Raw genomic sequence first — 14,189 nt, 5'->3', positions numbered from 1 at the left:
TAAATTTAATGTATAATGGACCATTTTTCAATAATTTGGAAAAAATAAGGAAATGAATTTTATACAAATAATAAAAAAGCAATCGGATTTTCCAATTGCCTTTATCATTTGTCTTATTAAACTTCCACACGGTAACGCCAATTTGTATGCTTTACATCCTCATAATTGATATACGCAACGCTTGCTTCGATGACATCGTTTAAATTCAGGTTATGCTGTTTTGCAAATTCCTTCAGGCTATCCAGTAATTCTTTATCGCATGTTGTCCGAAATTCGATGCGATCTTTTGGCCGGTTTTTTTTATCATAAGCAATGGTACCGGATTCAATTAAATTACTATAACCATTTTCCAATAAATAGCCGATATGGGTATCATATTTTTCGGCAAGCTGTTTTAAGCTGTTTATTATCGCCGCGCTCATTCGCGTTTTATACCGGATTCTTGATTCATCCGTTGTTTGGATCAGTTTCCCGTTATGTATCTTCCACATCGTCATTCTCCTATCACCAATTCATTACGTATATTATATAGCCATTATCGGGCAAATGAAAACACTCCTTATGGCATAAGGAGTGTAAAGGGGTAAAGTTGCGGTCGGCATTGCATATTAAGTTGTAATGTTTTGTACGTTAGTTTAACTTTTATAAAACGTTTGAGCTGAAATTTTCAATGGTATATCTCAATTCGTGTATGCATTTCGCTCGCCTAATTTTGCTTGGCATCTTTCGAAAATCTTCGTTAAAGCATTTTGTTCATTAATTGCCTAAAATAAACTGTAAATGTTGCTTGATAAACGCATACAACGAAGCTAATAGAAATCATCATATAAACAATCTAAACTAGTGGTTAACTTACTGTCTACTCTTCAGTGACCGCAACTTTACTTACAAGTAATATACCACGTTAAAACATCCTTAAACCTTATTTGCAGACTTTTTTTTCGGAATTTTTATCGTTCAAGTATATAATAGTAGAAACGGAGGTGTCTTACATGCTAAAAATCAAAAAGATTGAGTTTATAAAAGTTCTGTATGATGACGCAATAGCGCAAAATATTTTTTCAATCGCCAATATTACGTTTTCAAATAGAAGTCCGATACAAGGTGCCCTCCTCTACTGGCAGCAAAATGAATCAAAGGAACCTTATACGAAAGAAGGCGACTACAAGTTTTTCTATGACTTGGCAAAAGCGCAGTATTTTGCGGCTGTAAAGTTTCCGAAAGACTGTGAGTTAACACGGGATGAACGCCAGGAACTTGCCTATATTTTACTGGAAGAACGCGGAGCCATCGGAACATACAGTTTTGTCTCGACTAAGCCGAAAGAAGCCTTCCATTTAAATAAGGCTTTTCAGGAAATTCCGTTCCCTACACAGTTTTCAGTAGATGATTTTAACGATTTGTCTGTTGTGAAAAAGCTTGAGACCAATGATGAGACCATTTATGAGCAACTTCCATATGACCGTGTATTTTTGGAAGCTTATAGGAAGTGGTGCAATCAAGCAGTCCAGTTGCATCCATCCCGCTTAACAGCTTATTTTCAATACTTGCCGTTTACGTATGTTTGTTACGCGAATCCGCTTTTATCAGAGCAGTTTCTAATCGATTATTTGCCGGAAGTGGATCTGGAAGCGCTCCAGTATAACAAGCCGGTACTTGCGCGGTTGTCGATGTCCTTAAAACGTTATTTAGTGACAACGTTAATGGCCAACAAAAAGCGTCTGAATCCGGATTTTGTCGATCAGCTGGATGATTTTATCGAAAGCAATGCCTTTTATAACTCCTTTGAGCTAATCTATTTACCGGAAGCCGATGACATCCCGGATATGGATTTGCAGCTATTTGAATATGACCGCGGATCTTATAAATGGGCTGGAAGTGAGCACTTAGTTAAAGGAATCCCTTCCCTTGTCAGTCAGAAGTATAATCGGTATGGGGATAGACGCTTAACAAATGCCGAAATGGATAAAAAATTTAAGGCCTACAATGAAGAACAAAAGCAGTTATTTTCAGCAATCGCGGAGCTGCACTGGCTAAATAAATACCGAAATGAGCTGGATTGGTCATATATTTGCCAATATAATGTGCATTTAACGGAACAGTTTTTAACAGCGCATCTTAATTATGTCGATTTCAATGCGCTAGGCCAGAATACGGATATCGCGGTTAACGCTGATTTTTTATCAACTTATTTGCACCGGTTTAACCATCAAAAAGCGGTTCCGTTAATAATTTCTCATTTAACAGAGCAGTTTTATTTAACGCATAAAGACGAAATTAAAGTTGATCTCGATTTGCTGTATAAATATATGGACAATATTGATGAGGAAGAGTTTTTGCGAATTGAAAATTATTTACTTGATTAATACAAGGCTGCTTTGTATCACCATTACGAAGCAGCTTTTTTTGTTTTAAAAACAAAAATCAACCTACAATATATTTGTAGATTGATTTAATACAGTCGATTAAGTTGTAATTTCATAAACACCTCGATGCAGCATGGCGTAATTTGCAGACAGATAAGACATTTCCATCGTCAGATCAGGCTGGATATAGTGAATGTTCACAAGCTCAATCGAATGAATCAGCATTACATCCTTATAATATACTGTTTCGGTTTGAGGACTAATCATGTTGTCTCATCTCCTGTTCCATTGCATAGCCATTATAAGCAAGTAATTGCTGATGTGAAAGCTGATTCACATAATATCGGAAATTAACCGGCTGCAATCCGAACTGTTCACATTTCTCTACATACATCTGATACCCTTTTTCAAAATAACTCATTGGTCTTCTCTCCTTTGTTATATAACAGTTTTTATTTGTAAATTAAATATATAACAGTTTGTAAACAGTGTCAATGAATTATCTGAATTTTATTTTACTTTTGAACATTATCGACGACCGTTCTTTTCGGGAAACCGCAGTAGACAATAATTTCATCTCATCGACATCTTTGTTACCATAGGAGGCGGGAGGAATTTAATGAAACTTATTTATAAAAAACTAATCGATTTTGGAGTAAATCCAATAGTTGCTGAGTATCTCTCAGTAGGAATCATGATTATTTTTATCGTGCTCCTTTGTTTATTGGCAAACTTTATAACTAAAAAGATTGTCATCAGATTTATTACACATATTGTGAATAATAACAAATATACGTGGGATAACATCCTTTTAGAAAAGAAAGTATTCCACAAGTTATCTCATATCGTTCCGGCGATTATTATTTATCATTTTGCTGAAGCTTTTACGTATCAGGACCTCATCGAAAAAGGGGCCATTACGTATATCATAATCGTCGTAATAAGTCTAATAGGCAGTTTATTGAATGCTTTTCATGAAATTTATATGACGTATGAAATTTCAAAAGTTCAGCCGATTAAAGGCTATATTCAAGTAGCGAAAATTATTGTCTATGTCCTGGGGATTATATTGATCATCGCGAACTTAATTGGTAAAAATCCGCTCATTATTCTAAGTGGGCTAGGTGCACTGTCAGCTGTCTTGCTGCTCGTTTTTAAAGATTCCTTATTAGGGCTTGTTGCAGGGATTCAATTAACATCAAACGATATGGTGCGTGTAGGTGATTGGATTGAAATGCCGAAATACGGTGCGGATGGGGATGTCATTGACCTTTCGTTAAACACTGTGAAAGTACAGAATTTTGATAAAACGATTACGACGATTCCAAGTTATGCACTAATCTCGGACTCTTTTAAAAACTGGAGAGGTATGCAAGTAACTGGTGGGAGAAGGATCAAACGTTCCTTATTTATTGATACAACAAGTATTGCGTTCTGCTCGAGGGATCAGATCGAGAAGTTACGGAACATCCATTATCTTACGGACTATATTGATACGAGACAGCGTGAGATTACTGAATATAATATCAAGCATCGGATCGATACTAGCAATCAGGTAAATGGCAGAGCACTGACTAATGTCGGTTTATTCCGAACATATATTAGTAATTACTTAAAAAATCATCCAGGCATTCATAAAGAAATGACAACGATGGTAAGACAATTGGCTCCGAATGAATATGGTTTACCAATTGAAATTTATGCTTTTTCAAATGATATCAATTGGGCCGTATATGAATCTATACAATCTGATATTTTCGACCACCTCTTTGCCATTGCATCAGAATTTGACCTTCGACTATTCCAAAATCCGACGGGCAATGACTTTAAAGCGATGAGTTCCCTACAATTCAATAATCATGAAGGTGAATCAAATTAATTGATCGCTTTAAAAATAGCCATTTTCTTTTCATAAGAAATGGCTATTTTTTTGACTCAAACATGCGGGCTCCTATCGCGCTTCCTGTTAGATATCTCGTATATTCATCTAGTTTACATAATATTATTATAATAAATTATTGAACGGATTGTTTTTAAGTACTTCTTGAATTTGTTCGTCTTCGATATGTGTATAGATTTGTGTTGTCGCGACACTGGAGTGACCAAGAATATGCTGCAGTGTCCGAATGTCCGCTCCGGATTTATACATCATTGTCGCGGATGTATGTCGAAGTTTATGCGGTGTCAGCTTCTCTTTCGGTGAATGACTGTTTGCATTGATGACTTTCACGATTCGTGCAATCGACTGTCTCGCAAATCGTGTCCCTTTTTGGGAAATGAACAGCGGTTCTTTCCCGTCCCCTTTATACGCATGCCGCTCCTGTAAATACTTATCCAATGCATTCATACAGGCATCATTTAAATACACATGACGTTCTTTATTCCCTTTCCCGATTACCGTCAGCATACGGCCATTAATAGAATCGATATTGAGTGAGCATAACTCGGATACACGAATGCCAAGATTCAGGAAAAAAACCATCATGCATTCATCGCGTGCACAATATGACTGTGTCTGTACTGCGCCGATAAAATCCTTTGCCTCATTATAATTTAAGTAAACTGGCTGGCGTTGGCCAATTTTTGGTGTTTCCAAATGTTCAGCCGGGTTTTCATCAATTAGACGACGTTTCCCTTTTAAATATTTAAAAAAGGATTTTAAAGTTGCGACTTTGCGTGCGCGGGCTGATGAGGAGTTACCTCGCTGTACTTCGCAATATTCCATAAATAAATATAAATCTTCCAGAGACACTTCTTTTATTTGGTCAATTGTAATAGTCGAAATGTCGATTGTATGTAAACGGTCTAACGGAATATCTTCTTCAATCGCTTTAAGGAAACGCATAAATAAAATAAGATCATATTCATATTCTTTTCGGGTTCTTTGCGACTTTCCCGTAATCGTTGTTAAGTATATTAAAAAATCACGTAAAAATTTCGGCAGCTGCATTTTCGTCCAATCCCCCTCTATTTAGCTCTAATTATAGCATAAAAAATGTTCCCAAATTTATATTTGGGAACATTTTTGCTAAATTAGAAGATTTAAGTGGTTTTTCGACAATATAAAGGAACAAATGTTCTCGTTTCGTGATTTCGCCCTCAGACGAAGTGAAATGTCGATTCGTGGATGGTATTCCATGTCGAATCGTCTGAGCGCGTTTTTTGTCATCTCAGCTTTTGGTTAAATTTATCGGATTTTGGGAATAGATGTTCCAGGAGGTGAAAGGATGAATTCGCTAAAAACCCACTATGTTTTTTATTATCCTTTCAATTATCGACAGTACGATTTTGTAAAATTACAGCAAATATTAAAACGCAACAAATTTTATCATTTTACTATCGATGAAGAGGAATTCAACGAAACACTTTACGGTCCGGATATCGAAGTTTCCCACCAATTGTTAAAGCAATTCTTTTATCCTTTCATGGAAGAGAAATTATTGAATAACGAGATTTCCGTACGAAACTTTAACCGCTACTCCAAAAAAATTCTTTGTGATGGAAAAATGAAGACAGCATTTGATGACATTCCATTTACATTATTGAGCGCGGATATCAATCTTTGTCCATTTGGGATCGGAATTTTAGCGGTGAGGATACAATTGGCAGACGATGTGGATTTAAATGCCGCGTTATCATTCGGTCATTTTTTTAGAGTATTGCAGCCGAAAATTGATGAAGAGCTAGGTACAGAAATTACTTACGACAATTTTGTCTTTTATAATACAGATGAATTATTATTAAAGAAAATTGCACCTTTTTTAGAACAGTTTTTTGTCGACTATTCATCGATTCATAAAAATATAAGTAAAATACCGTTTTTCGAAGATGAGCGGATGTATGTCAGTGCTTTTTTTCATTTGGAAGAAGACGCTGAAATCGACGAACATTTACTGTATCGAGCAGGACAGTTAAACGGACGTGACAAGAATGGGGATCCCTATATATCAAGTTCAAATGAAGAGTATATTGAACGCTTTGTGCAGGAGCATTGCTACGAAAGATGGGCACCGAAATTTCATATTATAACTACATTGCAAGGCCATATTCACCTTTTGTCCGTAAACGATGAAAGCATGAAGAAATATTTGAACAGCTTTCATTCTGTTTCTTACTATACATTGCTTATCCACTATTTTTATAAGCTGATGTTGTTGAAACTCGTATTTGAACATAGTGAATTGAAGTTTTCGAAAGATAAGGATATTGTAGAGGAATTAATTGAACAGATTACGAAATTCGCATCCAGGTATTACTTTTCAGAGGTTTCGGCACGTTCAGAGGGTAAAGAAATTTCGCACTATTTCCGGAAAGCGTTTCGTATTGATGGACTGTACCGCGAGACAAAGGAAACGCTCGAAGAACTATATCGGATACAGGAAGACCGTTCAACGGACAGGTTAAATAAACTGATATTTATTTTGACAATTTTCAGTATGATTTCCGGTATATACGGAATGAACTTGGTCATTGAGATGCTGGCAGAGCCATTTAATATATCCGAAATTTTTAGTTTTACATTTTTCGAATGGATTGCACTTATACTGATGGTCTTCGGCTTACTGACGCTGGCACTGCTTATTTTGAATCAAGTTTATAAATATTCAATTAGCTACTACGGTAAAGTGAATAGGCGACGTCAAAGATAATGGGGTTATGGGGATAGTCAACTGACTGCACCCATAACCCCATATTTATTAACCTTAGACATATAGTGTAATCTGTTCGCCGTTCCGCTCTACTTTCCAGTTTGAAGAAAGCATTCCCCGAATTTGTTGCTCGGTAATCGAATCGACTTGTAAAAAATGCAGACCGTTCCCCTCCGCCAGCAGTTCATATTGGTCATCGGAAATTTGAAAACGCATGCGCAGCAAGTTTTTCAACCCGTTCATCGTTACAAATTTCACTTCATAGTTCCCCGCAAAAGCCTGTTCCATTTCTTGAGCATTTTCTTTTAATAAAATTCTCAAACTATCTGTATCGATATCATAGGAATTTGTTAATAAATGAAGTTCATCATTTTCAATAAAGTATTTAATTTGTTCAAATGTATAAGGGTGGTTTTTCAGTAATTCGATCGTATAGGCTTCCATCATCGATATCGCCATTATTTCTCCCTCTCAATCTTTCATCAATTATATTATTTACTAGCTATTTTTCGGGAAGCGCTGTTCTCGCTCAAGCAAGACACCTTTTCTCGCGTAGCCGAATTGCTCGTACAAAACTTTTGGATCCTCATTTTTTGTTAGCAGTTTTTGAATGGCGTGGTAACGCATATTTGTGGCGGTCACTTTAAATTGGAGCTGCTCGGACATCGCCTTAAAAATCCGTTCAATCGTTTTGACGGTGACCGGTTCCCCCATTTTATTGCCGACACCGAGCCAAACATATGAGGAATTTTCGGTTAGCGGCATGAATTCCAAAGTATGGCGTTTATAGTCCTCGAGCAATTCCAGCAGTTTTTTCGAACACTGTAAAACACGGTAACTTTTCGATGCCAGTACAATAATTTCATTTTTTTCGGTGTTAATATGCTTCCATTCCATGCGCACAAGTTCGGCTGGCTTAATACCAAGCTCAGCAACTGTAAAAACGATGACCGTATTGCGTAATGCGAGCCATTCATGTTCCTCATTCAAGGCAATTTCATATTGCTTCGGCCAATAGGCTAAGGCCCGATTGAACTGCTTTTCCTTCAGCACATTCAGTTCCGTTTCCTGTTTTGACAATGGGGCGATGATTTCTTCATTATATACAGAAATCACACCGCGCAGCTGCAGAAAAGTAAGGAAATGGCGAATCGATGCGAATTTGCGGTTGACCGAATTGAACGAAGGATATTTTTCCTGAATTATTTTTGAATAAAGTTGCAATGCTTCATTGATTTTACTTTCATGCTGGATAATTTCCGCGAATTGCTTTGCATCCAATGTATATTGTTTCGTTGTATGAAAAGATTTATTTAAAGACTTTAAATAAGCAGTAAACGCTTTAACATACGGTTGGATTTTTTCCATATTTTACGCCCCTTTCTTTGTATTGTATCATGCACAGAGGTAAGAGTTATACGGATTTCATACAGGAAATTGCTGAAAATTCGTTAAATTTACTGGAACCGTCCAGATTGCATGTTATTGTATATTTTTTCGTCTATAATGACTAGGTATATATAGTTAAGGGGGTCTATTTAATGCAAGTACGTACGACAAGACTTGAAGCGGAAGAAGCAAAAATCATTTATCAGGAAACTGCGGGGCTCGCCATTATTACAATTCATCGCCCGCAACTTAAAAATGCATTAACGGCGAATATGTGGGATCAGCTTGCAAAAATTGCATTGCGCACATTGGAAAATCCAAAAAATAAAGTGTTGCTGTTGCGCGGCTCCGGCGAGAACTTTACAGCAGGCTCGGATATTAAAGAATTTAATTCGATTTCGTTGGAGAAAGCAGAAGAAGCTTTTGTGCATATGGAAAGAACCATTTCCACGATAGAAAATTTACCGATCCCAGTAATCGGTGTTATTAACGGTCCGGCAATGGGTGCAGGACTGGAGCTTGCCCTCGCATGTGATATACGTATCGGATCGGACAAAGCGAAAATGGGGATTCCGGTCGGTAAGCTCGGCATAACATTGAATAATAAATTTGCAAAGCGTCTAGTCGATCTGGTCGGACCATCCGCAACGAAAGACTTTGTATTTACAGGACGCATGTATAAAGCAGAAGAAGCGTTTAAAGCCGGAATGCTTAATTATTTAGTTGCTGAAAAAGATTTGAACCGTTTTGCAATCCGTATGGGTAAGCTTGTTGCCGGCATGTCTCCGGATTCGTTAGTAGCAGTAAAACGCTCCGTAAAAGAATGCGTCGATTCTGCCCCTGTATTATGGGAAGGTTCAACACCATTTGTGTCTGAAACAGACTTTTCAGAAGGTGTCCGGGCATTTGTAGAAAAACGTCAGCCGGTTTTCACAAGACAGCTTCCAAAACAATAAAAAACTGCCTCCATTTTGTGGAGGCAGTTTGTAGCTTTTTAATAAAGATTGATTAAAAGTAAGTTGTAAACGCTTATTTTTTACAGAAGCCAACTGTTTTGAAACAAAGTTAGATTAATACAGTTGGTTCTTTATTTATCTAGTATTATTTTTATAAATGCGAATATTCTATTGGGACCAAATTAATATTTCACCTGCATATTATCTTGTAGTTTTTTCTCTGCAAGTTTAATGTTTTCTTTTAGAAATAAAGGTAGTTCCGTATGTGCCAGAATCTCTGATGTTGTCATCCAAATAACACCATCCACTTCTTCAGTACTTTTAGCGTAAGGTTCTCCAGATTTATGATGACATAGGAAAACGATATCAATTACATTTATTCCTGATTCTGTCACGAAGGAGGAGCTGTTTACATATTTAATGCCTGTAATTTCGCTACCTACTTCTTCAAAAACTTCTCGTTTTAATGTTCTTTCTAGAATATCAGACGAATCCCCTTCAATTTCACACTTTCCTCCTACTAATGAGAGGCCTCCACCAGCATGCTCCTCCTTTTCACTTCTGCGGATTAAAAGCCATTTCTCATTGCGACGAATTGCCCCTTCTACATTTACTACAAACATAAAATCCTCCCTAAAATTTATACTTTATCCTTAAAGACTTGGTCGATTTCATTTCGTAGACGTATTTTTTTCTGCAGATATGCGCCCGATTGTTGAAAACCGTTTAACTGTGTTTCTAAACTTTCATTTAAGAATGTTTTTTGTATTTACATTTTTAGTACTACATTTTATTTTTCGTTTGAATCTTCTTAACAAAAGAAACAGAGTATTCTACTATTTGAATGAGTAATTCTACTAACCAAAAGAACACTCCTATAAGTAAGGCATATTTAAAAATAGCAGATGTTGAATATCCGGAAACATAGATACTATATAACAACATAAACAAAAAACCTATAATCAGAAGAGTTTTTTTAGTTTTATCATTTCACAGACCTCACTATAAAAAGATAAATAATTCCATTGTTATCAGTGTATCTATTTGTAAGAACATAGTAAATAGATAGTTAAATTCTCAAAGCGTTGTTTTGGGGAATTTTAAAGATTATTTTCCTCAACAAATCTTTCTAAATATTATTTATTCCACAATATGTCCCTTTAACGGAAAAACGCGATCTACTTATTGAAGAATCGCGCCCTTTAATTGAAAAACCTTTAATTATAATTGGAGACTATCAGGATTTACTTGCAGAAAATCTCCAAAAGAACAATTCTTCAGTTTCTTTATACATTTCGGCACCGGTTTTTTCTAATACTCTGTGCGATGCAATATTATCTTTTTCTGTATCAGCAATGATATAAATAACATTTGCCTGTTTTAACAACCAATTTTTCAATTTAATAACAGCTTCAGTCATAAAACCATTTCCTTGATGTTCAAAGAGAGTGTAATACCCAATCACTACTTCACCATTATCATTAGGAATTCCCTTTATCATTATTCCTCCGATAATCTCGTTTATATCTTTCGAAACAATGATCCAATTGGTACACCAAAAATAATTTTTCTCATCAGTCAAAACCTTTGAAAGTCTAACTTCCATAGCTTGCTTAATTTCTTGACTAAGAATACTACTCGATTCATTTAATGATAAATTTGATTCCAGTTGTTTTTGATCTTTAATTAATAATCCCAAGTTTTCTGCTTTCAGGGGAATCATCTTTAATCTATCAGTGGTTATGCCTAGCATAAACAACACTCCTATCATAATTTGAAGGCCATTTAATTGGCTAAAACAAAATAAAAATAGGATATCTTAATGGCAACTACCCCCATTTATATACTCCTCAAAAAAGAGACAATAACGTTGCACTCTTTTATCAAGGGCTAACTAAGTTTAGCATTCCATAATTATCCTGTAAATTTTTAAAAAATATAATCACAATTATTCAACAATCTGGCCCTATAACGGAAATACGCGATCTTCTTTTTGAAATATCGTGGCCTTTAATGGAATAACTATAAAATCACTTTGTCTTCTCAATGGAGACATATACGACTGCGGCAAAACCGATAATTGATGAATTTTTTGATTGGATTGATCGTTCACCTTCCTTCGGTTAAAATACCATTGCGAAAGCAGCTGAAAATACAATTAGCCGGAAAATTTTCGGCTAGCACGCTATTCGTCGTGCGTACCGTAACAGTGCACTATTTTTATATTTCGGGCTTATGGACGACTTGCTCTAGACACCGCTTAAAGAGTTTATACTTTCTTTTCCACTAAAAAAGGCTATGGCACGTCATTTGAATTTGTACCACAACCTTTTACTATTTACTTATTAGGGATTTTCACAATCGCTATTGTCTCTTTTTCGTTTATTGTATCAAATGTAATCGTTCCATTGTATTTATTAATTGTTTCTTTAACAATAAACAAACCTTGTCCTCTAACTCTTCCTTTCTCTACTTTTTTCGTTGAGTAGCCTTGTTTAAAAATTCGATTTATGTCAGGTAGCTTTCGCCCAGCGTTCGTAATCGAGAACGTATAATATAACTCGTCTGCTTTACAGCTAACTGTAATTTTACGTTGTTCCTCTGGCAACTCCATTGTCGCTTCTATCGCATTATCAATTATGTTCGATAGTATATTGATTAAATCAATCGTTTTTATGTTATCATATGGATTATCATCAACGGTTATCTGTATATCAATTTGTTTGTTTTGACATGTTACTTTTTTTGTTTGCAGTAGTATTGCTAATCCCGGGTGATCAAGATTCAATTTAATGGATTCAATTGCCTGTATGTCTTTAGACAAAGAATCGACATACTTTGTCGCTTGATCTACTTCACCTAAATGAAGAAATCCATGCAAAACTTGGATATGATTAATATAATCGTGCCTTAATGATGAGACAGAAGCAATTAACGTTTTAATTTCCTTTTGATATGTAGACTCAGTAGTTCCAACTTCTTTTTGATACCACTTTTGTAAAAGGAAGAAAGAAATAATAACAATAATAACAAAAAGTCCACTGAGTACTAATAGAACAATATTACTATTAATAACTGTTTCTTTAATCCCGTCAAGTGTATCCGTACTAATATCAATGCTAAGATAGCTAATGATTTCCCCTTTTTCATTCATAATAGGAGTCCCAACCGTTATATAATGATGAGCATATTTCGTATCTTCTAGTATCTCTGTTACAAATTGTTTTCCTTCCTCATACGCTAATTTCACTTGGGCTTCCGGTACTGTACAAGCTTCACCTATTAGAAAATCATTTGGATTATCCTTGTTTTCAGGATGACCTACAATTAAAACCTTCGATGTAGTAGGATTGTCTATTTCCATAGTATAGACGTATAATACACCTAGTTTTTCTCGGGCATCATTCAAATAATGTCGTATTGTCCAATAATCTTCATCACGATTCCGTTCTTTTAAAAATCGCTCATACGTTTCCAGATCAATGGCCTTTGCGATGGATTTGGCAGCTTCAAGATTTTGGTTAGCAATCGCCTCTTCCACTGTATCTTCAATCTTTGTATAGGAAGTATAGATACTTATTCCAATAAAGAATGTGACTAATACGATAGATAACACTATAATTAGCTTTAATTTAAAACGTTTCATATCAAAACAATACTTCCTTTCTATAAAATAAAAATTTTGCTGCAAATTAAACAATTAAATTATTTTTCCAAAAATGAAATAGCCCATCCCACCGACTGATGAAATAAGGGCTATTTCATTTAATTTCTTTATTCATTGTATCAATGAAAAACACTTTAATTCCATTAAGTCCTTACCTTTTAATTAGTAATCTGTTATAAAATCTAATTAATATTAATTCGATATAAAGGAACAAAAAACAGTATAAATGTTCTAAATCCTTTTGTCCAAAAAAACTTTTATATTATCAAAGAATGTAATTATTTATTTTTTCCGCAAAGTTAATCCAATTTCTTTAGAATACTGCTAATTAATCTATTTAATTTGACAATAGATAAAGTCAAGGAAAAATCCCCTGGCATTCACTTATTTTTATCCTCAAACATGGTTAGTAACCTTTCATAAATAAAAATCTACAATAATAGCGCCCAATTGTACAATAAAGTTTTTCAGCTAAAGCCATTGTAATTGAAGTATAGGAACGATAAAAAGCTTTATGAATTAATATTTAAAGGAAAATCCAAGAACTGTTGGTTTAACAGCATTTCATAAGTCCAAAATGTATTTGTCCAAAAAAATACCCCAAGTTAATAAAATTAGGACTAGCCAAAATCGGTAAAACAATAGCTCCCATACTTTTACCAAATTCAATAGCTGCAATTAACACAATTAATAATACGTTAATAAAAGATCTTTTCAAAACAAGTTCACACCAAACTTAGAATGATCTATATCAAAATATAACATAAGTAATATAATTCTAAAACGTCGTTTGGAAACCTTACAGCATAAAATGTTTTATTCAACAATATGGCCCTATAACGGAAAAACGCGATTTTCTTATTGAAGTATCGCGCCTGATTGTTGAAGATCGTTATTCAAATAAAGCCCCTGTTAGTGGAATAAGCAATCCTGTTTTTACGGTTACATCAGCTCAGTAGAATATCTGTTCCATACTGTACCAATTTTAGATTCCTTGCCAAAGATTGGGATGCAAAATTATCCCATGAAGTGCTATAAAGTGCAATTCGCCCTTGTTTTTTTACCTCTGCAGCCCAAGCTGTTGTAACATCTACACCATAACCTCTTCCACGATAATCTTCATTAGTATATACACTTGCTTCGTCTGCTTTTGAGGTCTGTC

Annotated in this window: 14 protein-coding genes; 4 read left to right on the top strand and 10 right to left on the bottom strand. The window is 35.1% G+C overall.

What is annotated here, in order from left to right:
• Nucleotides 1-116: 116 nt before the first annotated feature.
• Nucleotides 117-491 (bottom strand): rRNA methyltransferase, encoded by a 375-nt coding sequence (locus tag CBM15_RS09090; protein WP_087617226.1) that lies wholly within the window; start codon nt 489-491, stop codon nt 117-119.
• Between the two features lie 501 nt (nt 492-992).
• Between CBM15_RS09090 and CBM15_RS09085 the strand changes: the two genes are divergently transcribed.
• Nucleotides 993-2,366 (top strand): nucleoside-diphosphate sugar epimerase, encoded by a 1,374-nt coding sequence (locus tag CBM15_RS09085; protein ID WP_087617225.1) that lies wholly within the window; start codon nt 993-995, stop codon nt 2,364-2,366.
• 99 nt (nt 2,367-2,465) lie between these two features.
• Here CBM15_RS09085 and CBM15_RS19355 read toward each other — a convergent pair whose 3' ends face one another.
• Together CBM15_RS19355 and CBM15_RS09080 are read right to left on the bottom strand one after the other, a co-directional pair.
• Entirely contained in the window at nt 2,466-2,633 is a 168-nt protein-coding gene (locus CBM15_RS19355) for a hypothetical protein (RefSeq protein WP_193433775.1), read from the bottom strand.
• Entirely contained in the window at nt 2,626-2,787 is a 162-nt protein-coding gene (locus CBM15_RS09080) for a transcriptional regulator (RefSeq protein WP_087617224.1), read from the bottom strand. The genes CBM15_RS19355 and CBM15_RS09080 overlap by 8 nt, the downstream gene beginning before the upstream one ends.
• A 198-nt stretch (nt 2,788-2,985) precedes the next feature.
• On the opposite strand from CBM15_RS09080, the gene CBM15_RS09075 reads away from it, so the two are divergent.
• On the top strand, nt 2,986-4,245 hold the full coding sequence (locus CBM15_RS09075) for a mechanosensitive ion channel family protein (RefSeq protein ID WP_087617223.1): 1,260 nt from the start codon (nt 2,986-2,988) through the stop codon (nt 4,243-4,245).
• Between the two features lie 126 nt (nt 4,246-4,371).
• Here the strand turns inward: CBM15_RS09075 and CBM15_RS09070 are convergent, their stop codons facing one another.
• Nucleotides 4,372-5,316, bottom strand: coding sequence for a tyrosine recombinase XerC (locus CBM15_RS09070; protein ID WP_087617222.1), 945 nt, complete (start codon nt 5,314-5,316; stop codon nt 4,372-4,374).
• Between the two features lie 277 nt (nt 5,317-5,593).
• On the opposite strand from CBM15_RS09070, the gene CBM15_RS09065 reads away from it, so the two are divergent.
• Entirely contained in the window at nt 5,594-7,015 is a 1,422-nt protein-coding gene (locus tag CBM15_RS09065; RefSeq protein WP_087617221.1) for a magnesium transporter CorA family protein, read from the top strand.
• Nucleotides 7,016-7,069: 54 nt separating this feature from the next.
• Here the strand turns inward: CBM15_RS09065 and CBM15_RS09060 are convergent, their stop codons facing one another.
• Nucleotides 7,070-7,474 carry a hypothetical protein gene (locus CBM15_RS09060; protein WP_087617220.1) on the bottom strand — a complete coding sequence of 135 codons (405 nt, stop codon included), beginning with the start codon at nt 7,472-7,474 and terminating at the stop codon, nt 7,070-7,072.
• A gap of 39 nt (nt 7,475-7,513) precedes the next feature.
• Nucleotides 7,514-8,383 (bottom strand): tyrosine-type recombinase/integrase, encoded by an 870-nt coding sequence (locus tag CBM15_RS09055; RefSeq protein WP_087617219.1) that lies wholly within the window; start codon nt 8,381-8,383, stop codon nt 7,514-7,516.
• 173 nt (nt 8,384-8,556) lie between these two features.
• Here CBM15_RS09055 and CBM15_RS09050 point away from each other — a divergent pair, with 173 nt between their 5' ends.
• Nucleotides 8,557-9,360 (top strand): enoyl-CoA hydratase/isomerase family protein, encoded by an 804-nt coding sequence (locus CBM15_RS09050; protein WP_014823843.1) that lies wholly within the window; start codon nt 8,557-8,559, stop codon nt 9,358-9,360.
• A 182-nt stretch (nt 9,361-9,542) separates the two neighbouring features.
• Here CBM15_RS09050 and CBM15_RS09045 read toward each other — a convergent pair whose 3' ends face one another.
• The 4 genes from CBM15_RS09045 to CBM15_RS09030 form a co-directional block, all read right to left on the bottom strand.
• A complete protein-coding gene (locus tag CBM15_RS09045) occupies nt 9,543-9,983 on the bottom strand; it encodes an NUDIX hydrolase (RefSeq protein ID WP_087617218.1) in 441 nt (146 codons plus the stop codon).
• Nucleotides 9,984-10,597: 614 nt separating this feature from the next.
• A complete protein-coding gene (locus CBM15_RS09040) occupies nt 10,598-11,113 on the bottom strand; it encodes a GNAT family N-acetyltransferase (RefSeq protein WP_087617217.1) in 516 nt (171 codons plus the stop codon).
• Between the two features lie 585 nt (nt 11,114-11,698).
• A complete protein-coding gene (locus tag CBM15_RS09035; protein ID WP_087617216.1) occupies nt 11,699-13,006 on the bottom strand; it encodes a sensor histidine kinase in 1,308 nt (435 codons plus the stop codon).
• A gap of 968 nt (nt 13,007-13,974) precedes the next feature.
• Nucleotides 13,975-14,189, bottom strand: a 215-nt coding sequence (locus CBM15_RS09030; protein WP_162287367.1) for a GNAT family N-acetyltransferase, incomplete at its 5' end; no start/stop codon positions are given.

This window comes from Solibacillus kalamii (genome assembly GCF_002174535.1).
GTDB classification, from domain to species: domain Bacteria; phylum Bacillota; class Bacilli; order Bacillales_A; family Planococcaceae; genus Solibacillus; species Solibacillus silvestris.
This window is presented reverse-complemented; position numbering and strand designations above follow the sequence as displayed.